Source organism: Fodinibius salsisoli (assembly GCF_026229185.1).
Taxonomy (GTDB): domain Bacteria; phylum Bacteroidota; class Rhodothermia; order Balneolales; family Balneolaceae; genus Fodinibius; species Fodinibius salsisoli.
Genome location: NZ_JAGGJA010000011.1, coordinates 131,974 through 155,308 on the forward strand (window position 1 = coordinate 131,974; position 23,335 = coordinate 155,308).

Annotated in this window: 16 protein-coding genes and 1 pseudogene; 6 read left to right on the plus strand and 11 right to left on the minus strand. The window is 42.8% G+C overall.

What is annotated here, in order from left to right; all coding sequences use genetic code 11:
• Positions 1-20 precede the first annotated feature (20 nt).
• Complete coding sequence (locus J6I44_RS15600) at positions 21-791, minus strand: GNAT family N-acetyltransferase (protein ID WP_265767088.1); 771 nt, start codon at positions 789-791, stop codon at positions 21-23.
• 190 nt (positions 792-981) lie between these two features.
• Positions 982-1,131 carry a hypothetical protein gene (locus tag J6I44_RS15605; protein WP_265767089.1) on the minus strand — a complete coding sequence of 50 codons (150 nt, stop codon included), beginning with the start codon at positions 1,129-1,131 and terminating at the stop codon, positions 982-984.
• Positions 1,132-1,295: 164 nt separating this feature from the next.
• On the opposite strand from J6I44_RS15605, the gene J6I44_RS15610 reads away from it, so the two are divergent.
• Positions 1,296-1,814 carry a hypothetical protein gene (locus tag J6I44_RS15610; protein WP_265767090.1) on the plus strand — a complete coding sequence of 173 codons (519 nt, stop codon included), beginning with the start codon at positions 1,296-1,298 and terminating at the stop codon, positions 1,812-1,814.
• 3 nt (positions 1,815-1,817) lie between these two features.
• On the opposite strand, the gene J6I44_RS15615 is transcribed toward J6I44_RS15610, so the two are convergent.
• A complete protein-coding gene (locus J6I44_RS15615; RefSeq protein WP_265767091.1) occupies positions 1,818-3,170 on the minus strand; it encodes a M28 family metallopeptidase in 1,353 nt (450 codons plus the stop codon).
• Positions 3,171-3,522: 352 nt separating this feature from the next.
• On the opposite strand from J6I44_RS15615, the gene J6I44_RS15620 reads away from it, so the two are divergent.
• Positions 3,523-4,749 carry a dipeptidase gene (locus J6I44_RS15620; RefSeq protein ID WP_265767092.1) on the plus strand — a complete coding sequence of 409 codons (1,227 nt, stop codon included), beginning with the start codon at positions 3,523-3,525 and terminating at the stop codon, positions 4,747-4,749.
• Between the two features lie 248 nt (positions 4,750-4,997).
• Positions 4,998-6,086, plus strand: a complete 1,089-nt coding sequence (locus tag J6I44_RS15625; protein ID WP_265767093.1) for an alanine racemase — start codon at positions 4,998-5,000, stop codon at positions 6,084-6,086.
• Positions 6,087-6,092: 6 nt separating this feature from the next.
• On the opposite strand, the gene J6I44_RS15630 is transcribed toward J6I44_RS15625, so the two are convergent.
• Genes J6I44_RS15630 through J6I44_RS15665 form a run of 8 tightly spaced genes read right to left on the minus strand, consistent with a single transcriptional unit; the run spans position 6,093 to position 19,850 of the window.
• Positions 6,093-9,962, minus strand: coding sequence for a DUF2194 domain-containing protein (locus J6I44_RS15630; RefSeq protein WP_265767094.1), 3,870 nt, complete (start codon positions 9,960-9,962; stop codon positions 6,093-6,095).
• On the minus strand, positions 9,955-12,021 hold the full coding sequence (locus tag J6I44_RS15635; RefSeq protein ID WP_265767095.1) for a hypothetical protein: 2,067 nt from the start codon (positions 12,019-12,021) through the stop codon (positions 9,955-9,957). Before J6I44_RS15635 ends, J6I44_RS15630 begins: the two co-directional genes overlap by 8 nt.
• Positions 12,022-12,038: 17 nt before the next feature.
• On the minus strand, positions 12,039-12,896 hold the full coding sequence (locus tag J6I44_RS15640; protein WP_265767096.1) for a glycoside hydrolase family 191 protein: 858 nt from the start codon (positions 12,894-12,896) through the stop codon (positions 12,039-12,041).
• On the minus strand, positions 12,889-14,502 hold the full coding sequence (locus tag J6I44_RS15645) for an HD-GYP domain-containing protein (protein WP_265767097.1): 1,614 nt from the start codon (positions 14,500-14,502) through the stop codon (positions 12,889-12,891). The genes J6I44_RS15640 and J6I44_RS15645 overlap by 8 nt, the downstream gene beginning before the upstream one ends.
• Positions 14,503-14,515: 13 nt before the next feature.
• Positions 14,516-16,147, minus strand: coding sequence for a hypothetical protein (locus J6I44_RS15650; RefSeq protein ID WP_265767098.1), 1,632 nt, complete (start codon positions 16,145-16,147; stop codon positions 14,516-14,518).
• Positions 16,140-17,708 (minus strand): GT4 family glycosyltransferase PelF, encoded by a 1,569-nt coding sequence (gene pelF / locus J6I44_RS15655; RefSeq protein WP_265767099.1) that lies wholly within the window; start codon positions 17,706-17,708, stop codon positions 16,140-16,142. Before pelF ends, J6I44_RS15650 begins: the two co-directional genes overlap by 8 nt.
• Before the next feature lie 6 nt (positions 17,709-17,714).
• The gene (locus tag J6I44_RS15660; RefSeq protein ID WP_265767100.1) at positions 17,715-18,902 is read right to left on the minus strand and encodes a DUF3492 domain-containing protein; all 1,188 of its coding nucleotides are present in this window, start codon (positions 18,900-18,902) and stop codon (positions 17,715-17,717) included.
• A 24-nt stretch (positions 18,903-18,926) separates the two neighbouring features.
• On the minus strand, positions 18,927-19,850 hold the full coding sequence (locus J6I44_RS15665) for a response regulator (protein WP_265767101.1): 924 nt from the start codon (positions 19,848-19,850) through the stop codon (positions 18,927-18,929).
• Positions 19,851-20,234: 384 nt separating this feature from the next.
• Here J6I44_RS15665 and J6I44_RS15670 point away from each other — a divergent pair, with 384 nt between their 5' ends.
• The 3 genes and pseudogenes from J6I44_RS15670 to J6I44_RS15680 form a co-directional block, all read left to right on the plus strand.
• Entirely contained in the window at positions 20,235-22,226 is a 1,992-nt protein-coding gene (locus J6I44_RS15670) for a TonB-dependent receptor family protein (RefSeq protein ID WP_265767102.1), read from the plus strand.
• Between the two features lie 293 nt (positions 22,227-22,519).
• Positions 22,520-22,657, plus strand: coding sequence for a hypothetical protein (locus J6I44_RS15675; RefSeq protein WP_265767103.1), 138 nt, complete (start codon positions 22,520-22,522; stop codon positions 22,655-22,657).
• A 416-nt stretch (positions 22,658-23,073) separates the two neighbouring features.
• Positions 23,074-23,335 (plus strand): annotated as a pseudogene (locus J6I44_RS15680) (hypothetical protein); the annotation flags it as partial.

The following is a 23,335-nucleotide window of genomic DNA, read 5'->3' on the forward strand; positions in this document are numbered from 1 at the left end:
AGTTCAAAGATAGAAAAGCCTTATTTAAAAAACAGTACTCGTGTTCGTTCATCCAGTTTTTCTATGTCAACAAGAACTAAAAAGTCGATGGTTTTAAACTCAGTATCAAGTGCAGGGGCGGAAAGAACCTTAGCTCCCAAATCTAAGTAAAGACGAAACAGTTGAGGAAGGGTAACTTCTTGCCAGCTGTTGGCATCCCGGTCGACTTTGGGGCAAATATATGACTCTTTTACATCTAGACAGTAATCATTATGCAGGTGATTGTTGTGTTTTAAATAATCCATGGCAAGCCACCCTTCTTGGGGATTGGTGTTGCTTAGCGAACAGCATCCAAAGAGGTAGCGGCATGATTTTCTCTTCATATACTCTGCAATTCCCCTCCACAGTAAATATAATACTCGCCCATTGCGGTGCTTTTGCTGAATACAAGCACGCCCCACTTCTACCCCATTCTTTAAAATCTCCTGTGGAAGTCCATCCAGGTAAAACTCTTCGGCTGTATAAAACCCGTGGTAACTCTGAGCCTGATTGTAAGTTTGCATTCGGTAAGTACCAATAACCTGATTGGTTTCCCGCTCAATTACCAGGAGATGATCACATTGGGAGTCATATTTGTCAATATCCAGCTGTTGATTATGAGAAGTATCAAGCCCTTCGTCAAGTTCAATATTAAACACCTGGTAACGCAAAGACTGGGCCTTGCGAATATCTTCTTCTGATTGTGACAGCTCAATAACATATTTACCACTAACGAATAATGATCTATCAGCTATGGGGGGCTCTGTCGTCAATATCTTGGTTATATAGAATTATGGATTTTCGTGATTAGAGCCAGCGCTCCAATCAAAAATACAACATGGGTCATATTAGCGGCTCTATCATCATTGCACTTCTAAAAAAACCGATATATCATATCTGAATCAACTAATCGTAATATTCTTAATATTAACCTAACCTTTACAAATCATAGCATCGTATATTCTAAAAACCCGGAAAGAAATAATTGACTAAAAACTTTATGGCATACACAAGAACAACAGCCCCGGCGGTAAATAGTAATACCGAAATGGCAATGGCCTTCCCTTCTGACATCTCTTTTTTAGGTGGTGAGTTCTTCTTTTTCTTACCCATAATCCTTTTGTTTAGTCCTTATCTTATTTAACCGGTTGATATTAGTAATCTATCAGCCCAAATTCTTATTTCCAAATTATACCTCTGGCAGTTCTTTAATTATCCCTTTATTTCATCTATCATTAAAGCGTGGTTATTAGTATTTCAGATAACAGGTCAAACTTATGAGCACCTCAATTACTATTCAGGAACACCGTCATCATATTTGGAAAACCGGCACTTATGTATCTGTCTTTCTTGCGGTTCTGTTGGGCATTATTTTTTGGAATGCAACTGATCCTCTGTGGATAGGAATTTTTAGACTGGCCGCCTTTATATTTTTTTCGTTATCCATTTTTGGGCTACTCAAAAGTATGGGTACCCCATTGACCATTACACTAAGCAGCAGTAGCGATCATTTGCTTGTAAATTATCACCAAGGCGATGACGTTGTACAAAAAGAACAGTTTGAATGCTCTTCTATAGATGATTTTACTGTTTCAACGGATACCCCTGTTAACTGGTTTCCCTTTCTGTATCCCCCGTCGGCTACGATAAAGGTCGCCTTCAATGATGGACATAAAGACCTGAACCTTTTCGAATATAGTGGCCGAACACTTTTTTTTGAGAAACCCAAACTACAAGAGGTCTTGACTTTTCTGAGATCCCAAAACATTCCCGTTCAACCTGTCAAAACCAGTTAAGAACTATTCTCTTACGGGCAGTGGATAAACCGCCGGACTTTTGTTGCCATACTGGTCAACGGAACGAACCCCAAACAAATAATTATCTTTTGAAACGCCCTTAATGGTATAGCGGGTTGTATCTCCAGCAAATTGAGCATGTTCCCAAAACGGTTGATTGGTGGTTCTCCATACTATTTCATAGCCCTTTATGTCTGGCTCATCATTGGCTTCCCACAACAAGGTACTGTTATTTTCCAATTTGGAAACATCAATTCCTACATTTTTAGGACGTGCCGGAGCATTAGCCAGCGTCATTAGTGTAGCGGCATTAAGTCTGGTAACTTTGGCTACATATGGATAATCGACAAATTTGGGCAAATCGCCATACTGTATGCCTTCTTCCTTTCGTACATCCTGATGCTGACGTTCATAATATTCATGCGGCTCACTAAATCGAACGGCCGGATAACCCTGATCCAAGAAGGCTGAATGATCCCCACCACGCAAATACCGGTCTTTACGATAAATGACGTTTACATTAAAGTCTGGCAGATACTTTTGTCCTACCCGGTGAATAAAACGACCCAGCTGTCGGGTTGGCGTATCATTTTCACCTCCCGTATAAAGCAGCATCTGATGATACCGGGATAGCGTATCCTCAGGAGGGATGCCCTGGGCAAAAACTCTTACTTCATCATCGTGAACCGAACCATCAGAACTTTTAATAGTGTTGCCGATAATATCGTTAGTCAACATTGCAGCAATATTCAAATGCTGATTTTTGGCCTCTTCGGCATAATGGCTTGCTCCTAACAGGCCCTGCTCCTCACCTGCTACGGCCATAAACACAATAGTAGCGTCAAATTCATGGGCAGACATTACACGGGCCAGCTCCATGACCGCTGCTGTGCCTGATGCGTCGTCATTGGCGCCGGGCGCATAGCTGGTATCATTCATTATATCCGAAACGCGGGAATCATAATGTCCGCTTACCACGTACATTCGATCTTTACTTTCGAGTTGAGTGCCCGGCAGCATAGCTACAATATTTACAATTTCAGTCGGTTCGCTTATCCGCCTATTTCCATTTTCAACATAACGATCATAGGATACCTGCAGCCTGTTACCGGATGCCTCTCTGTATTTCTGGAATTGCTTGTAAATCCATCGGCGTGCGGCTCCGATACCCATAGTGTCGCTGACAGTATCCGACATGGTATGCCGGGTATGAAAACCGGCCAAAGTACGTATGTTTGTTTCTATGGAATCCGTTGAAATACCGGATAGAATTTTATTTATCTCAGCCTGTTTGTGGCTTACCTGCTTTGGGGAGTTATAACTCTGGCATCCCCAAAAACACAAGAGCAATAACATCCACCCTGGTTTTATTAAAGAAAATCTGTGCTGAAATTTTAACATTCTATGTTAGTCCCTGTAAATCTAATTGAATTTATAGATTGAGCGCGAGCTTAGGTACCATCCATCCCAATTGGAGCTGCACCATTGCTGCTATTAAAATAAAAATCTATCCCGACAGATAAGAACAAATTATATCTATGTGACCAATCACTTTTATATTGATAATAGATTATAATGCTCTTTCTTTATCTACTTAAAGAATAAAAGACTCAGCTATCAATTGTTGTAAAATGTTTTATAAGATTTGCAAAGAAACAATTATTTGCGGAAGCTATAACAGTAATTTTTAACAAAAAAGAATTCTATAATGACTTTTGTAAAAAAACTGTTTTCAGTTATTCTTGCCACCACGATCGCTGTGGGATGTACATCTTCTGAAAAAGAAGCTGCAGAAGCGGGTCAGGCAGCCTCCACAGGTTCTGAGTTGGCGCAAAAGTTTATCATTGTAGATGGACATGTAGATCTTCCGTACCGCTTGAAAAGTCATTGGGAAGATGTTTCCCAACGGACTGACGAGGGTGATTTCGACTATGAGCGGGCCAAAAAAGGCGGGCTCGATGCCCCTTTTATGTCTATTTATATTCCTGCCCGATATCAAGAGACCGGCGGTGCAAAAGCCGTAGCAGATAGCCTGATTGATCTCGTTAATGGACTCGCTGAGGATCATCCGGAAAAATTTGCTATAGCAACCTCTCCGCAAGATATCAAAGAACAGTTTAAAAAAGAACTGATATCCCTCCCTATGGGTATGGAAAATGGTGCCCCCATAGGCACCGAACTGTCCAATGTTAAATATTTTTATGATCGTGGAATTCGTTATATCACACTTGCGCATTCCAGGGATAATGAAATCAGTGACTCTTCCTATGATATGTCTGAAGACCGGCACGATGGACTCAGTGACTTTGGCCACAAAGTGGTGCAAGAGATGAACAACCAAGGTATTATGGTGGATGTCTCTCACATTACAGACGAAGCTTTTTATGACGTCATGGAAACGACCGAAGCTCCGGTTGTAGCGACCCACTCCTCCTGTCGACACTTCACCCCTGGTTTTGAACGCAATATGAGTGACTCCCTCATTAGCCGTTTAGCGGAAAATGGTGGCGTTATAATGATCAACTTTGGATCTACATTCCTGGATAGCGCCTCCAGCAACAGTTCAGAGAAAGTACGGGCTGAGATTGAGCAAAAAATTCAGGAAAAAGGCCTGGAGCCCGGCAGCAAAGAAGCAGAAGCATTCAGCAGTACGTATTTCGAAGAAAATCTCCAGTACAGTTCGGTCCAAAAGGTAGCTGACCATATCGATCATGTGGTTGATTTGGTGGGCATCGACCATGTTGGCCTCGGCTCCGACTACGATGGGGTCGGTAATACGCTTCCCGTGGGATTAAAAGATGCTTCCCAATATCCCAACTTGCTGGATGAACTACTTGACCGAGGATACAGCGAAGAAGACATTCAAAAAATATGCTCGGGCAATATTTTCCGAGTCTGGGAGGAGGTAAACCAGGTTGCTCAAAGTATGGATTAGGCCAGCATAAGCTGAAAAGACGTTCATAACCTGTTTAGAGGCAAAAGGCACACTATTACATTATCCATCGATCCAAAAAACAAGATTGATAGTCATAGGAGAAACTCAAATTATTCCGAGGTGCAGCCCACTTGCTAAGTAGACCGCACCAATTGCTCTCTATCCCTAAAGCAGGCATTTAGGGATAAGAGTCTCCAATTTTAACCTCCGAAACGCATGTTCACAGTATTTAATAGCATACAAAAATTATGATCCAAATTACCGAGCCTACCCTGCTGCTTAACGAAGATATCTGCAGGGCCAATATTCAACGCATGGTAGAAAAAGCCCAGCACCATAGCCTGCAGTTTAAACCCCATATGAAAACACATCAATCCGCGGACATTGGGGAATGGCTGAGAGAAGCCGGGGTGGAAGCCATTACCGTCTCATCAGTCACTATGGCTTCCTTCTTTGCCCAGCAAGGCTGGAGCGATATCACCATTGCGTTTCCATGTAATCTCCGTGAGGTGGAAGCAATCAATCAGCTTGCTGAAGAAGTTGACCTGACGCTCTTGGTCAACGCTCCGGAGACGGCTCAACGGTTGCAAAAGGAGCTGGCAAGCCCAGTGTCGGTTTACATAGAGTTAGATACCGGTTCAGAAAGAACGGGCTTACCTACGACCAATATAACGGGCATAGAAAAATTAATTGCCATTTTTGAAGATTCCGATGTACTTCAGTGGAAAGGCTTTTATTCACATCCGGGGCATTCCTATAGTGCTCGATCTGTTGAGGATATTCGGCGAATTCACCAGTCGGTTCTGGACCGAATCAATACCTTGAAGTCTGCCCTCAATATGAATGCTGATGTATATGAAATTTGCATCGGCGATACGCCCTGTTGCTCCAAAGGCACAGACTTTAGCGGCATTGATGCTATCAGTCCGGGCAACTTCGTGTTCTATGATCTGATGCAGGCGCAAATTGGCAGTTGTGCCTCCTCCGATATTGCCACAGCCGTAGCCTGCCCTATCGTTGACCGATACCCGGATCGCCGACAGATAGCAATTTATGGCGGGGCTATCCATTTTTCAAAAGAATCGATCGAAATGGATGGTATTGCACATTATGGATTAGTGGCAAAACCCGCTGACCAGGGATGGTCAAAACTTGATAAGGGAACGTATCTTGCCGGGCTCTCCCAAGAGCACGGTATCGTCCAGTGCTCACCGGCGTCCTTTGAGCAATTTCAGATAGGAGATGTTGTAACCGTTTTACCAGTCCACTCCTGTTTGACGGCACAGCTGTTGGGGGAATACCAGTTACCCAGCGGACAAAAAATATCTCAATTTTAACCAAAATTAATCAGCAGACAACGATTTGGGTAAAGTATAGGATATTCCTAACCCTATCTTGTTGTATCTATAGACACTGCTGGTGGAAAGGTCTCCCTGTAGCGATAACTCCCAGAATTTGTTGATGCGAGCTGATAAATGAGCGGAACCTGAGAAAAAGGCTCCATCACGGCTGCCATGCTTTAAGGCTAATTCAATTCCCGCCGAAAAATCCGGATTATAAAGCGCATCTTTATAGCTATAGTCTATCCCTACTCCTTTCACAAATAACTGATCGGGCGTATAGTACGGTACCCCAGACAGGTAACTGGTAGTAGCATCAGAAAATGATACATCAATCAAAGGTCTAAGCTTACTATAGTTTGTTGAAAAGGGAAGGTTTAAATAAAAACGCGACAGTCCTTCGTATCTGAATACATGATCGCTATACCAGTTGGCTGTAAGTGACAAACCAGTCTGTAGCCATTTACTCCGGAACCAGTAATCTTCTCTGTAAAGAGAAAGCGTGAGTTTATTGATATTTTGTTGGATGCCGGAATTGGTAAACACAGGCTCAAACTGTAACTGGGTGGAAGTGTAGGAAGAATCTCCCGTAAACCAGAAACCCGCTTCGATATCAGGCCGTAGCTGTTGTTCATCAGCATATATCCCTCCTGCCAACATCGACTGCATAGTCTGCTGCCGGTAGCTACGCTGGTACTGATAGCGTAAATGATAGAGCTCATTGATGTTGTTCGTCCCTAAAATGTCGGAGGACACAATTTTATCATCCAGGGAAAGCCGATGCGTTGTTTTAGGTCGCTTTCCCCATTCTGTGAACAAACCCAGAGTGGCAACCTCATTATTAAAATTATCGCTGGCGATTGAAGCCGTGCCCCCCACTTTTACACCTTCATTAGTTCGATAAGTGGTTTCCAAATCGGTTGCCAAACTGTCCGAAAAGAAATTGGGGTAAGTTTTATAAAACTGCTTCTTTTGTCCATAGTCCATATACCCAATTTCCGTATGAACCAGCTTCTCTGTTTGCTCAGGCGTCTGCCCATCTTTAAAGAGTGGGTAGAGCCTGCTAAAACCTTGGTCGCGGAAGTTCTCATATACCAATTGCTGCCCCACATATACCCGTAATGAATCATTTTCAGGCTCTTTCTTCAAATACTTATCACCCTTTGTTATAAAGTCATAATAGCGCTGTTGCTGCAGCAGCCAGTTAAGTTCGGTGACTCGCGGTATCTCATCCGACTTCCGGGCCCAGAGGATAGCACGAGTCAATTCCCCGTTATCGGCATACATATAAGCAATATCGTCAGCCAATGGCTTCAACTGATCCTCAGCTGCCTCCGGAAATGTCTGTAGCCACCCGAGCGTTTCCCGGTAATTGATATAGGCCATCGACTGCCCCAAGGCATAATTGTATAACGTATCTGACCTTGGATTCAGGTCAATGAGCTGCTGTAAATACTTTTTTTGCTCGGGCCACTGCTCCGTTGATTGGTTGAGGAAGACCATCTTTTCCAAGAGTACATTATTATCTGGATCTAAGGCTAAAGCCCGTTTTGTCCATTGCTGTTGAAATTCTTCACTTGGAAGGCCATATCGATCTACCATCATATCCTTAAGCATAAGAACAGACTTTTTGGGATACTTTGCCCAAAGTGATTCCAGGAATGTAAATGCCCGTTGGGATTGCCCTTCCCAACCATAGTAGGTTAACAGCCTTTGAATGTCTTCAGTGTTCCACTGTGGCTGATCCAACAATCGTTGCTCCAGAATGCCGATGGCCATATCCACCCGCTCAAATTCAACAGCTAAGTCGATGACTTGTTCTTGCAATTTTGTAGAAGCGGGATTTCTTTTCAGAGCAGCTGTTGCATCCTGAAAACGCGTATCACGCCATTCCCCACTGTTGGCCTCCTGCGATAATTCTTCTACCCCGTGGGTATAATTGCGATAGTCTTTAAGAGCTTGCGTTATCTGGGCAGAATCAGCTTGTTGCTGTAGGTTGGGCACCGATAAAGAATCGGCCACAGATGTAAATTGATATAATTTCCCATTCCATAAAGGACTGCTCGCAAATTCAACACCTGATGCTACCAGTGACCGCATAAAAGAAGCCTCATGCTCTTGTGCCACATAGGCAAACCAAAACTTTTGCTCATTTTTTTCTAAGCCCGGTTGCGTGGAGTATGTAAGTACCTGGAGCGTGGAATCGCTAAAGGTGTACTGACTCTCAGTAGCAAGCCACCTCTTAACAATGGGCACGGAATTTAAAGCCGTTTCATATCGTATATGAGGATAATGATCCTTCGTTTCCACAAGGCGTTCTCTAAACACTTCATATAAACCATAGTCATGCTCATCATTGCTATGCCAGCCCAGTCCCAATGGATTACGACTTCGAAACTGATCTTCATCTCGTTGTTCTACCTGGAATACATCATCCGGGTGAAGAAAATGGGTCCAGATGCCGGTGTATAAATAGAGACTATGTTGATCGAAGTTAGAAACATCATTATTTACAAATCCACTGGTAATCCGGGGATAGTCAAATAACGAAGGGGCCAGTGGGTCCCATCCAAACTCGCGGTCTTCACCTTCTTCTACATCTCCAATATAGAGCGAACTCATATACTTAATCTGGGGCATGGTCTTCGTTAAAGCAAACAATCCTATAGAATCGATATGATTGGTAGGTGGAACATAGGTGCGTGGAAATTTGCCAAGATTATCAATTTTCCAGCGCTTCTTAGCAGCCTGCAGAGCCGTTTGCATATACTGTTGGTTACGCCAGTCTTTGAGCCACAATGAGAAGTGGTTATAGCCGTGAAAACCCAGTTCATGTCGGCTGTCACGAACATCGCGGGCTAGCCATTCACTGGTATTAATAGGTTCATTATCAATCCAGGTTGTACTGGACTCCCATTCCTCAAAATCAAAGGGCGGCACAACAACGGCATTATAATTAAAGGCCAGCATGGCGGTATAGCTTATTTCAAATTCATCAGCCAACGTCTGCATTTCTGGCCACCATACATTTTTCACAAAATCAGCATGTGTTATTCCATACTCCTCATCAATGGGGGGCATTTGAGTATCGTATAGCGGGGCAGGAAAGTCATCCAAAAAGATACTACTTACATTAGCTATGCGGTACGGGATGCCTTCCAGGGCTTTGAGAGTTGTAGAGAATAATAAGCCTCGGTACCCTTTTTCAATGACATGCTGGGTATTAAAAAACACGCTGCTGCCCTGGCCAATTTCCCGTTCTAAGATTGCTGGATAGGTCGAATCGTTTGAAGCTGTGGCGATGACATTTTTTTGCGATATAAACTGATTGGAAGCAAAACCATTATGCAAAAAAGTTCCGGATGGATTAAATACCGCATTTTTATACTCCGGAAAAATATTGGCATGAAATTTATATCCCTCAGCCGTGGTATCAAGGGTATCATTTGAATCCTTTTTGAGCCCCATCATATAGGCAAACCGATGGTCATAAAGAGGCGTCATAATAGCCAACTGATTCCCCGCTGCGATAAACTCAACAAGATCCTCAACCTCTTGGTCACTGAACTGCTCCACCTGGTCTGTGGTCAAATAAATAATTTGAACAGTCGATGGAATCTTTACCCCCTTTTGTGGAAGAGTTAAATCGTGCGAAACATAGGGTATGCTCGCATAGTTGAGTGTATGGGTTACCTGACTACTAATTTGGTTTGATGTACTATCTCCCGGATGCTTTATGAGTAAAGCAAGTGGATCTGGTTTCTCATCATTTTGCCGCTCATAGGTCTGCTGAGATGAGCAGCCCCATGAACATCCATAAACAAGAAAAACCAAAAGTAGGTATAGGCAAATGGAGTAAGAGTTATTACTCATAAAAGAGGTTTTTCCTGTCTTCACTAGGGTAAATATTATAAAGTACGTCTTCTATATTCGATTCATTTTGTCTGTTGATGATTTCATAAACGGTGGTAGTTGAATCAGAATAAAAAACTTCTACCTGCCTGCCTGGCAATTGCTTATATTTGGCCAGCCATTCCTCTACATCCCGCATGACAGAGGGCGAATCATATAAGATACCCTGCTGTATAGAATTATAAGGCGGCTTTTCTGTTAATACAAAGATAGAGGCAGGCGGTACTTCCTCGATGGTTCGTTCAATTTCAGGAAGCTGGAGCTGCTGTCGGTAAAGAGAATCAATAGCGCTGTACTCATTCAGGAAAAACTCATATTCCATAAAGTAATCCCGGTTTTTAGCCAATATCCGTTGAATCTTAGGACCTACCGTGGCATATGAATAAGGTAGGCGTGTATTTATAATTTGATAATACGCTTTAAGAAAGCCATCCGGAACAGTATTTGGATTTGATCGGCTAATTTTGACTCCCTTTTGCATAAAAATTAAGTACCCCATGGTTGAAAATAACAGTATCCATGAGCAAATGAGTAAGCCTTGTTTACTGACATTAAAAACCATATCAACCATCTCCAATACCGCAGCTACAAGGATACCGGCAAACATAGCTATCATAACGGCATAAAAAGCGTTGAGCTGATCAATATCGAGCCAAATAATATTGCTAATATCCACAAAAGAAGTATACGGTAATGAAAGCACTAAAAAGGTAATTAAAAAGGTAACCTCATCGTGAAACTTTTTCTTATCTATCATCGCACTGATCAAATAAAATATACACAAGCCACCTGCAATAATCATGTAAACAGAACTCAATTCATCCAGTGGCAGAACTAAAAATGGATAGTAACTGTAGGCCTGAATACTATATAGCTGGCTCAGTAAAAATGTTGGCACCCTTACATCATAGACATAACAAGCGAGCAGGTAAGGAGTTATCACTACCACCGTCATCGTAAGCAAATAACTTGTTACCCGATATAAGGATTGTAAATACCTGCGACGGGGCAAGCTGGCTAACCCCAATAACATGAGCGGCAGTAAAATAACGAAGGCGACAAATAAATTGACCATGGCTGTAGCTACAAAACCTGATAACACATAAAACCAGGGGCTTTTAAATGCACTCCGTATATTCCGGACGAAGATAGTCATAGTCGGAAACGCAAAACAGAGAGCCAGATCCAGGCTACTTGCTTCTATCTGCTGGTCCAGTGAAACAGGCATTAAAAGCATCGGTGCCAGGGCATAAATGGCCATCCCAAAAATGGGTGCCAATGGATACCTGTTCTTGATCATGTCTTTCGTACTCCAGTATATAATAATACAAAGGAAAAAACTGGATAGTGCTCCCAATATATGCAGAATAAGTTCCGGGCTTACCTGGGTAAGCATGCTAAATACACTCACCAAAGAGTGCATGCCCCCCGGATCGGGGGAGCCGCTGAAATAATCCTGCAGCCGAATGTTTTTTATGCGATTTAAATGAATAAACCATCCCCTGCTAAAGGGGGCTGCATGCTCAAGAGCTGGAATACTACGGATGATTCCACCCGATATTGCAATGCCCACAATGGCCGACACTCTGGTGGTCCTTTTCCAATCCCACTCTTTTTTTATGGTAAACTTTGTTTTTAGCCAGTTCCATATTGCACGCCCCTCCTCTTCAATAACCTGTAAGTGGCTAACAATTGTGCGAAGCTCCCACTGTTTAAGATATTGTAGGACATTCGATTCATCACTCCTCAAATAATTTATAATTACAGGGATAAGGGTTAACGTAAGCATCATGCCAATAAAATCGTACAGATGCAAAACGGACAAAACGAATACTGCAAAGATGATTACCCCTCCCAGCCCTATCCAGGAATAAATCAGCTTTTCAATGATGGGCAACTCTCTGATATGAGATAAAAACAACGGAGCAATAAATCCAAACAGAAGTATAAAACAGAGGGTTACACGAACGGCCGCGAAGAGGGCTTCAATCCAGTATGGGAAGTCAACAAAAATTTGCACTATCCGATATATTTTACCTAATTCGTGTTAAATACAGAGCCGCTGGAGATACTTTTACTGATATCATTCAACCCAATAGTATTAATAAAATATGGGTACGGAAGGGTATCCAGCCTACTTTTTGCCAACTCTTTTAGTGATGTTTCTTCAGCAAAATCTACGAGCAGAAAAGGTTTCTGTATTGCCTTAGTATGCTGCTCAATTTGCTGCACCTTCTCATGATATTGTTGCTTTTCTTTTAGATTATAGGTCCGATTTTTAAAATCATACGAGGTAGCCACGTCTTCTATTAATACGGCATCGATAAACTCTTTTGTTTTGTCGAGTAAGAACAGACCCGCATTCTGGATGATTATTGCATCCGGGTAGTTTGCATGGATTTGGCTAATAATATCCACCATTTGGGGCTGCAGATGAGCACGGTCGGTATAGGGAGCTACATCATCCACAGTATCCAAAAATAACCCGTCGAACCCTTTGCTCATGATGTTAGGCACTACTTTATCCAGCAAGATAGACCGCGTGGTTGAATCTGCCAAGTTCAGATAAGGACTGTCCCAGTTTTCATTGACACCCAAAAATCCCCGCTCTTCCAGCAAGGGATAATACCATCGGTTGCGGTCTACTTCACCCAGTGTTATATAAGCGATTAATTGGTTTTTAGGGTTGTTTAAAGAATCTGTTTCTGCTTTGGAGTACTGGTCGGGCTCAACGATTAATAAGTTATATTTTGCAGAAGCTTCTTCCAGATTTGCTATTCGTTCATAGCTGACTGCAAAGGGTTCCCATTTTTCCTTTTTCACCTGTCCCGAACCCGTGCAATGGACCACACTAACGAATACAATAAACAACAAGAGTATCTGTAAGCTATTCATCTTCTCCCATTTTGCAAAGTTGATTCCATCCGAGGTCGTTAATCATTTCAATGACCGTTGGGATAAGTACCATATCGAACTGTATATCAGTACGGTCAATTAATTCAGATTCAAGTTCCTTAAGCCATTCTTTGCCCATTTTATTTTCATCATGCCGGTGAGCCTCAATAAATTCTGTCAAGTACTCAAAAAGTCCGGCTATTTTACCACTCCATGATATTGCCTCTCCCTGTAGCCTGTCGGGAATACCGGATCCATCGACCCACTCATGGTGCGTTTTAATCCCCTTCACCACTTCTTGATCAATGGGCAAATACTTGACCAATTGTTCCCCAAGCAGTGGATGCTCTAATTCGGCTCCCATCGTCTTTTTATCAGCCGTCAGATCTATACTCAAATAGCCGATATCATGCAATTTTGCCGTTTGCTCAAGAATCAACTTCTCGTAGCCAGACATCCCATAGTAATCAGCAAATACGGAAGTTAGGCTAAGCATACGATCGGTATGGTAACGATGGCGTTCCTTTTTCTTTTCGAGCTCCCGAATCATATGATAGTACATGTCGATCAGCTGACCAGCTAAATCGAATCCTTTTTCTCGATAGTTTGCCACTGTAGAGAGCATGTCATAAATGCGACTGATGGAGCGGTGTTCTAAAAACTGAGTGTCTTCTTCTATTGCACTTCCAATCAACAAAAAGGTGGTCTTTTTTTCGGTATTCAGCGGTCGGATATGAAGGTACTGAGGCAGCAAGCCACTTTGGGATAAAGTCTGTTTCATTTCGTCCCCCATATCCATAGCAGAAAGCCCCTCCAACTCAATGCTCTGAATTATTTCCTCAAAAGCCTGGCTATCATCTATATTTCTTTGCGCAACAACCTGGCCAGAAAGTCCAAATTCGACCAGGGCGGCGACCTTAATACCTTCTGTTTTAGTCAAATAATTTAGAAAAAACTTTCCATATCCTTCAAAATTCAGACTTCCTGTAGATAGTTTGCCAAGGTCGGTTTGTACTTCCTTCTTGACCGATCCTTCTCTGGCGTATTCTTCCTGGTAATGCTGACTAATCCAGGTTGATAAAATGCGGCTTACAATGGGCAGGCGAGGTGTCATGGCTTCCGGATTTTCGACATAGGGCGCCACGCAGTAAATACCAAAAAACTCTTCTTCCTTGTAAAGGGGAATATGATAGCATTGCCCCAACGGAAAAGAGGTAAACCCATAGTCTTTAAGAGCAGGTGTTAGCCGAATAAGCGGTCGGAAGTCATTTAATTGTTGCTCTAAGGCCATTACCGACTGGCTTTTCGAACTGCCCTTCGTTTTCTCCTCTTTAAAAGTGTGTTCCAGATTCTCTGGCAATACCATCCGGCGAAAAAGCTCAAGTTTTTGCTCCGAAGTTTTAACATAAACAAAATGGGCCGGGGCGTGATAGAGCGAATCTACCCAATCGACAATATCACGAAATGCCGGGGATTTACTTTTGGACAGGTGCTCTGAAGCAAGTCTCCAAAATTCAAGTTCATCCTCCACATCAAAGGATTCAAAAGAAAAAGCTTCACTAAGGCGTCTCCCTATCCTTTGTACATATTTTGTTACGTCTTGCATAAGGTATTATTATTTAAAATGCTGAGTAATAGTAGTAATCTAATCTTTTGAAAAGCTTGCGTGCCATTGCTCCCGATACTGCTGCAAATACTATCGAACCTGCCAGCAGACCTATAGTAGCGTATTCAATAGCAATCATGCGGCTACAGATATAGCCAACTCCTAAATTTACAACCAATCCTGCCAATAGTGAATACATGGCAAAAGCGGGACGACTTAAGGTAAAAAAGAATAAAGCATGCAATAGGCCTATATTTAGAAAAAGGTAGGATATACTTGCAATCCAGAACACTTTGGTAGTCATAAAATGATTAAAAAAGTCCCGTATCTCTGGAATTGTATCTTCAAACACAACCAAGCTGTTGATAGCATAATAGGTAACCACAATCGAAATGATGCCCACTACCGTCAGTAATATTAACTGCTTAAGATAAAGCCGTTTGAAATATTTATTAAACTGTTTCAGCTGGCTAAAACTGGCCTTTTCTTGTAGCGGAATTAAAGCCTTTGAAAAAGCATGAACGCTATATTCCAATACAGCAATACTTAAGACCAAAGTTATAAGTGCCCAATCCATACCGAGTTCATAGGGCGTATTAAACCAAATGATATAGGGTGGCGGCACTTCTCCGGCCGACCAGGCCAAGATGCGATCAAGAAATAGAAACAAGAAATAACTTAAGCCATAGAGGAAGTACCGGAAGTTGATATAATATCGCACCTCGGGCTCTGGCAATGTTTGCGCTACTATATTTTGCTGTTTGTTACGAATTTGAAATTTGAAATAAAATACAGCATAACCAGCTAATAGCGCCGTTGTGGCCAGCATTGCTGTCCACTGTGAAACATAAATTCCCATATTCAATACATCCATATTGAATATAACCAACACCGTGCCCGCAACAATAATGACCAGGATAGAAAGGCGGCGTTTCAAGGCATATAAAATGGATGAACCCAAAAGTAGCAGACTAATCAATACCATATAAATGAGCCCCAGTATCAGCATTCGGTTGGGGTAAAATGGAATAATGATATTGAGCACATAGAACAGAATAACAGCACCTGCTATGGCCCAAACTCCCTTCTTAATAATTTCTTTTGTAGCCTCAAAAGCCAAGAAATAGTTCTTGCTACTCATATAACTCGATACAGAACGACCCAATACCTGAACAAAGCCCCCGGTAATAACAAAAGCGGTAATAGTACCAAAGGCTACAACCGTCGCTTGTGCCTCATTAAATTCCAACCAGGCCCACAATGAATAACGAAACAACAGTACGGCCGCAATTTGACTCATCATAGGTAATGAAAAAAGGAGTCCTCGTGAATAGTATTTCAAAAAAAGCTTGAATTGGTCCCACCCGCTGAACAGACTAAGTTCTTCTTCTACTATAAATTCCGTTTCTGATGTTCCACTCTCCTTAACTTCCTCTTTTAAAGAGGCATAAATATCCTGTGCAAGATCAAAGATGGACTCATATCCAAATTCCTGCTGAGCGTCAATCTCTCTTATACCCAAAGACTCAATAGTGGCAGCTACAGCCCACACACTGATGGGATTTCCCGTGAGCTCATACACTTCTGATTTTAACTCAGCAAGGGAGTCGATGGCTATGTTTTCTGTATCAGCTTGTTTAGACATGAACCTCCAAAAAGTTTAACATTTGATCCACCGAATCAAGCTCAATTTTCTTCTTCAAGGGTTCATTTTTTTGTTCATGAAACTGCCTGTACACATCCCGGTAACTATTCACTGACATCGAGGTTGTATAATTAAGCAAAATACGTTCTCTGGATTTCTTGCCGAGGCGAATGCGCAGATCATCGTCCTTCAATAGCTTAACAACTCCATCCGCTAATGACTTGGGGTCACGTGGCTTACACAAAACACCACAATCTTTTATAGCTTCGCTAACGCCCCCGACATCAGTAGCTACCACGGGACGACCACAACTCATGGATTCAATGACGGTATATGGAAATCCTTCTGATATAGAGCTTAAAATTGAGATATCTCCTTCATTAAAAATCATGTTGGGTGTATTATGGAATCCACCGAAAGTAAAATGATCTCCGAGTCCAAGTTCATCTACCAAATCCTGGCACTTTTGGGCATATTCTTTGTCAACTTCAAGGCTTCCATAGAGAATGTATTGCACATCAGGAATTTCCCGACGCACATGATCGCAAGAGTGTATCATCGTCTCAATATCCTTCAACTTAAATACTTGGGCAGCAGCTACCACCGTCGGTTGCCCCTGAGTGTGTTCAGGCTTAGAACGAGGGCGAAAAACATCGGTGTTTACTCCGTTATAAATGGGGTGAATATTTTCAGCTGGCGCTTCAAATTCTTTCTCCCACTTGGCATTAATGGATGTAACCGGTGCAATCAAATCCGCAAAATGATAGACAGCCCGCGTGATATAGGTTGCCATATCGAGGAGGAGCTTCTTGGAGAAAAAAGGCATATCCTCTTGGCTCACATTGATTAATCGCTCACGAATATAGACCCCATGATCCGTAAGAATCATAGGAGTTCCATATTCAAACTTAGCGGCTAAAGAAGCGATGGCGGGGAAACCAGCAATGGTTGAATGGGTAGCACTAACCCTGGGCAGAGGAACCGCCAACGGCATCATAAAATGATATAACCAGCGCATCCCAAAGGTAACATCCAGCATGCGCGCTCCCTCCTGTTCAATCAATTCTTCATCCGGTGTATAACCCGATGATAAAAGGCGCTTAAACTCGGTCCAAATCAACGGATCTGAAAGCGTTTTTTTGTAATCATAATGCTGATAATATTTCCAGAAGCCATAGATCAGCTCTCCAAACTCACGGGCACTTTGAAAGGGATTAAGCAGCCGGCGTACAAAATCCCGGAACATGGGGAGAAAGACCTCTTTTATAACTTCTCGATCTGTTCTCGACTTCCTAAGTACATGTTCAGAAAAAGGTACTTCTTCTTCAAAATGACTGATAGGCTCTTCTACCCCCCAGAGCGGCACATGAATAATCGATTTAATATTGGAGGTTAACCGATACCGTGATTCCACAAAGGGCGCACCGGTCAAAGCCATAATAATAAAATCGACTTCCTCTTCCAGCTCACTGCATAAGATGTGAGACCACGTTGAAACACCCCCACTCGCATAGGGATAGGAGCCTTCCGTTTGAAATAATATGAGAGGTTTATCTTCCAACAGTTATCAATGCTTTATAATTGTACTGAAGATATCTTTGTAGCGATCAAAAACCTTATTCCACACATGGTGCTTCTCGACCTCCAGAAAGCGCTGCTGTACCTCTTCTTGCCATTGCTCGGGAGTTTCCCATAACGCCATTACTTTCTTTACAAGCTGCCTCGTATCTATATCATTCTCCAGGATAAGGCCATATTGATCTGTAACATCTCCTGCCTGCCAGCCAATAGGTAACACCTTTCTACTGAGGGCCTCAAAAAGAACCAGTGGCTGGGATTCATTGTGGCTGGTTATACAAAGTGCATCCATTTGGTCAATATAGTTTTCGGTGGACCGGTTCCACTTAAATGTGAGTTTTGGATACTTTTGGGCCCTGTGTTTTACTTTTTTTTCGAGTTTAGGTTCATCAGCATCACAGCTCAGCATCAAAAATTGGACATTGTCTACGTTTTCCGTCTCAAATGAATCTATTACCTCAAAAAACTTCATGGGATTTTTCATTTCAGCACAGCGTCCAATCCATCCAATAGTAATTTTTTGAGATCGTTGTTTGGCCGATCGGAGGAGCCAATTGGCGGATATTCCATTGGGGATGTACTCCACATTTTGAGCCCCCAAAGTTTGCTGCTCTTCCACATTGCATCTTGAAACGCTTACTACCTTATCAGCTTCTCCATAAATTTCTGCAGCTATTTTTCTAAACACATTGGTTAAATGTTGTTTATCAACTGAAGAACGTGGAATCTTATACCCACACTCCAACGCTATAGCGCCCATCGCTATCTCTTTCCAATAAAGTGCGTGCTCTGTTAATAAAAGCGGTTTTTTATATTTTTGGGCTACCTCTTTGCCCAACCAACCAGCCGTGCCGGTATTAGCGATGTGCACAATTTCGCTATTCTCAACCAAGGGATGAATACGTTCCTTAACTTCCTTGAACCATCGTTTCGATTCCTTCTTCCATGGCTGGGTTAAATCAGGCGGTGGAATTCGTTCAAACTTGTCTACATGTGAAGGCACATTATACAAGGCTTCCCCGATGGTCATATCCCGAAATTGATCGGTAGCCACCTGCAAAATATTAAACGATTTAGCTGTGATGGATCGAAGGTACTGGTGCACCCATTCACTGACACCACCTCTATACCAAGGGTAAGTGCCTTCGATAACCAATAGCACTGCATTTTTTTTCATGAACCAACCTGCTGTAGATCTTTCCTATTTAGAAAATAGCCGCCACAAAATAGATCCCGCCTGCATTAAAAGACGAGAAATCATATTATACTCGCCGGTAGTAAAAAGCTTATTTCTTTTTAGAGAAACAAATCCAAAAATGGATGCTTCTTTGGGTATATGCATCTCATTCATCAACAAATTACGTTCTGTTATAGAGAATAGAGGCGCCCCAATTTCTGAGGTTAAGTTGTTTTTTTGCGAAAATTCTTTCAAAATGCCTTCTTCCGCACTTAAGACATTATTCGTAAGAAAGGGCTTTCGGCTCGTCTTAATAGCGTTTATAGCCTCCGGCGCTATCGCCAGGTTTTCTTCATTTTTGGGCGATACATTGCCCGCGCTACATATAAGCTTAAGGGTGGCTCCATTCATCAACCACAAGCTCAAATAATCAACCTCGAATCGCTCTTTTAACTGCTTACAAAGCACCTGTGCAGTGGCATTAAAATCTTTCTTGACGGCCGTTTTCATTAATTTAGAGACCAACTTATTCTTTTTCTTGCTCATATCTATAGTCCCTGCTGGTAGCGATAAGTCGGTTACGAGCTTTAGATGGATAGCATCCAACAGTGTATTCTTATTATTAATTACCTCCGATTTGTCGATAATATCAGCTGCTCCAGAGCTAAGCGCTTGTTCTTTCTTCTCAATGGTAGGAAGGTTCGTCACGATAAGTACCGGTATTTGCTTTTTACTCCCATCCTTTTTTAAAGACTTTAAAAGTTCAAGACCACTTAAGCCTGGCATATGCAGGTCGCATACAATCAGGTTGATACTGTTTTGAGATAAAATATTAACCCCCTCTTGCGCGTCACGAGCATGATAGGAGGTAAATTCTTCCTCTAATAATTTTTTGGTATAGATATGAAATGGTTCGTCATCATCAATAACTAAAATGCTATAATTCATGATATGTAAATTGTTGTTCGGATGGAAACGATACCCGGGCCTCAAATTTTAACCATATATCTCCCGGATATATCACATTGTAGCTACGAAACCAATGGGTAATTAGTTTGTATTGAAGCTCCAATCATATATTTTTTGAAATGAATGAGGTGAAAATATTGTACTATAGATGTTTAAATAGACACATAAGGCTCAGCAATTTATATGGTAGTGTTTAATCTATATTCTCAATAACTACCATATATATCGACTTCATAATTAATAAAACAGTATAACTTATAAAAGACAATGTCTCAGCCATTTGCCGATAATACATACACAAAGCCTTATGAACAAATTAAGATATATTTATGTTTTTTATATTTTGGGGTAATTATATGCTTTGTGGCCCCTCCTTTGCAGGCTCAACAACAGGATAGCCTTTCTATTGATCTTGAACCTATCGAAGTCACGGCTCTTCGATCTACCGTCAGTGCTACTGATGCCCCGCTGTCGCTAAGTATAACGAGCCGCAATGTTGAGTCCATTAATGCTTCATCCTCTCTTTCTCTAAAAAGTATTGGCGATGGGCTCCCCGGATTATGGATTAATGACCGGCAAAATTATGCCCTTGGAGAACAAATGACCATTCGCGGCTTGGGTTGGCGGGCAGCTTTTGGCGTTCGCGGTATTCAAGTTGTGCTCAACGGCTTACCGCTGACCATTGCTGACGGGCAGTCTATTACTAATATTATTGACCCGGCTTTTATTCGGCGTGCAGAACTGGTTCGCGGTCCCGCTGCCACCTATTGGGGTAACAGCAGCGGTGGAGTACTTTATTTATCAACAGACCCAAATTATAGTAAAGGCACTCATACCCGCTTGCGCACGATGGCTGGCTCCTATGGATTGGGAAAAGGTGAGGCCGAATTTTCAATCACCTCTGACAAGCACAATATCAATGTCTATTCCAGCTATTTAGCTACGGATGGCTTTCGGGATTACAGTTCAGCCAATTTATGGCGATCGGGGCTGACCGGCTCCCTACAGCTAACCGATCGCAGCCGTATCCAATATAGCGCTGCTTCTATCTATATGCCCGAAGCTCAACATCCCAGTAGCCTGGGAGCCGAAGATGCCAGTAATAATCCCACCAAAGCACGAGATTATTTTGTAAATGCAGGATCAGGCAAGCAGATTACCCAGGGACAGGCAGGGCTAAGTTATATCCTTGATACCTCAGCGGGCGTCTTAAATATTACCGGTTATGGCACCTACAGAGATCTTAACAATCCCCTGCCCTTTGGAATTATTACGGTCAATCGCTGGGCGGGTGGACTTCGTGCCACGCTCGACAAAAGTTTTAATCGCTTTCACCTTCAGGGAGGAGCTGAAATGAAGATCCAGCACGACGATCGTATAGAATTTGAGAATATAGGAGAAAATAGGCAGCCAGTCCGGGGACAAGCCACGGTTAATCAGCTGGAACAAGTCTGGAACCAAGCCCTATTTGTAAACGGAACGTACGAGGTTGGTGACCTAAATTTTACAGCAGGCTTACGATATGATCGGCTTCGCTTCTCAACGGATTCCCTTTCCACGAGGCGAACAAGCTCCCGCGCTTTTCAGTCCGTAAGTCCCAGCATTGGGCTTAGCTATAGCCCGGGTCCATACACTCTGTTTACCAACCTGAGTACATCCTTTCAAGCGCCTACAACAACAGAACTGGTCAATCGACCCAGCGGGGGCAATGGCTTTAACCCCAACCTTCAGCCTGAAAAGACGGTAGGCATAGAAACCGGAATTCGCAGTCAATCTGCACAGCAATTTACCTATGATATTACCGCCTTTCATCTCTGGATCTACGACCTGCTCTTCCCCTATCAGCTTCAGGCCGATGGCCCCACCTATTACCGAAACCAGGGAGAAACAGCACATACGGGTCTCGAAGGAAGCCTGAGCTATCGATTTAATCCTGACTGGCAGGTATCAACAACGGCAAACCTTACGAGAGCAACATTCAGGAAAGCCCAAACCCTTGATAGCACTTCATTGTCTGGAAAAGATGTGCCCGGTATCCCCAACTTTAGGTTTCACTCCAAGCTTAGCTGGTCTCCACAGAATCTAATAACCTCTATTTCATACGAATTTGCAGATAGTTATGCGGTTAATAATTTGAACCAGAATAAGAATGATTCATATGGAGTCCTTGATTTTGAATTAAGTTACCGTTATTCCTTTACAGGGAGCTCAACCTCTCTTCAGCCGTTTGTTAATATTAATAACCTGCTGGATGTTCGATATAATGGATCGGTAGCCATTAATAACCAGGGTGGACGGTATTATGAACCCGCCCCGGGACGAAACTGGCAGGCAGGAATAGCCGTAACCTTTTAGAATGATTGCCTTCTCAGGCTGTACCGCAGAGAACCACAAAGAAGACACAGAATTGCGCAAAGGATTCTCTTCGTGGTTCTCTGTGCCTGCTCTGTGGCTTCTTTAAAGCTTCCCCCTTTAGGTAAAAGACCATCTCCCTACGCGGACATAGGGTTCCAGAGATCTAACCTTTCGTCCGGCTTCTAGGGTTGAAGTCGGGCGAATGGGAGAGGCTACACGTCCCTACTGGCCCGAGCGCCTGCCCTACGAAGCCAACTTCTTCGGCGTAGTGGGCTTTCAAATCTCGCTCGTGCATGTATTTTTTCTACTATTCACTCACCGGACGTCAACCCCAGACGCCCGATGAGGTCTTGGAAGCGTGGGAATCATCCCTGCGCCAAGGATACTCCTTTAATGAACAAAGTGCCCGGGAATTGTTAAGTTTTAAATAATCTCAGATATGGTTGTAGAGACGCATTACATACGTCTAATAGCTTTAGTACACCTCTAATGTGTACTGAAGCTTGAGAAGGTTTTTCAGAAACAGAATAGCCCACCGCCGGATTGATTACGTGCCTGGCACGTTTGTCATTAGTTCCACTTAGCTCCAAGGGAGTTCAACTCTGTTAGACTTACCAACCTATTGCAAATGGCAATAATCTTGTCATTTTAAAAATACCAGCCGGCCGGAGAAAGGCTAAGGAGTACACTGGAGTTTAGACTCCAAGGAGGGAATCAGCCCCTCCGGCCGCCGGTATTACTCAAACCTAAATAGCATTCCAGTTAGCTACAAGCTAATAACAGAGTCAGGTCCGGTAATACCACGCTGGTCATTATACCTATAACAATATAAAGATGGTGATTATTCATGGATACGACAAGTCTTGCCCCGATCTGTTATTACGTAGGTATTGACATTTCAAAAGCAAAACTGGACTGTTGGCTGCGTCCGGCGGGGACTCATCTGTGCTGTGGGAACGACTCCGATGGGTTCGACCGGCTCGACCAGTGGTTGTCCGCCCAGGGGTGTCATCCCGGGGATACGATTATTTGCACCGAAGACACCGGCCTGTATGGCAAACGATTGCTCATGGCCCTAACCCAAGCCGAATGGTCGGTAGCCGTGGAAA

Excerpts from the sequence above, each read along its gene's own strand:
- J6I44_RS15615 (WP_265767091.1), bottom strand. The coding sequence starts at position 3,170 with ATGTTATTGCTCTTGTGTTTTTGGGGATGCCAGAGTTATAACTCCCCA.
- J6I44_RS15665 (WP_265767101.1), bottom strand. The coding sequence starts at position 19,850 with ATGAATTATAGCATTTTAGTTATTGATGATGACGAACCATTTCATATC.
- J6I44_RS15640 (WP_265767096.1), bottom strand. The coding sequence starts at position 12,896 with ATGAATAGCTTACAGATACTCTTGTTGTTTATTGTATTCGTTAGTGTG.
- J6I44_RS15645 (WP_265767097.1), bottom strand. The coding sequence starts at position 14,502 with ATGCAAGACGTAACAAAATATGTACAAAGGATAGGGAGACGCCTTAGT.
- J6I44_RS15610 (WP_265767090.1), top strand. The coding sequence starts at position 1,296 with ATGAGCACCTCAATTACTATTCAGGAACACCGTCATCATATTTGGAAA.
- J6I44_RS15660 (WP_265767100.1), bottom strand. The coding sequence starts at position 18,902 with ATGAAAAAAAATGCAGTGCTATTGGTTATCGAAGGCACTTACCCTTGG.
- J6I44_RS15605 (WP_265767089.1), bottom strand. The coding sequence starts at position 1,131 with ATGGGTAAGAAAAAGAAGAACTCACCACCTAAAAAAGAGATGTCAGAA.
- J6I44_RS15630 (WP_265767094.1), bottom strand. The coding sequence starts at position 9,962 with ATGAGTAATAACTCTTACTCCATTTGCCTATACCTACTTTTGGTTTTT.
- J6I44_RS15620 (WP_265767092.1), top strand. The coding sequence starts at position 3,523 with ATGACTTTTGTAAAAAAACTGTTTTCAGTTATTCTTGCCACCACGATC.
- J6I44_RS15650 (WP_265767098.1), bottom strand. The coding sequence starts at position 16,147 with ATGTCTAAACAAGCTGATACAGAAAACATAGCCATCGACTCCCTTGCT.
- J6I44_RS15675 (WP_265767103.1), top strand. The coding sequence starts at position 22,520 with ATGTATTTTTTCTACTATTCACTCACCGGACGTCAACCCCAGACGCCC.
- J6I44_RS15625 (WP_265767093.1), top strand. The coding sequence starts at position 4,998 with ATGATCCAAATTACCGAGCCTACCCTGCTGCTTAACGAAGATATCTGC.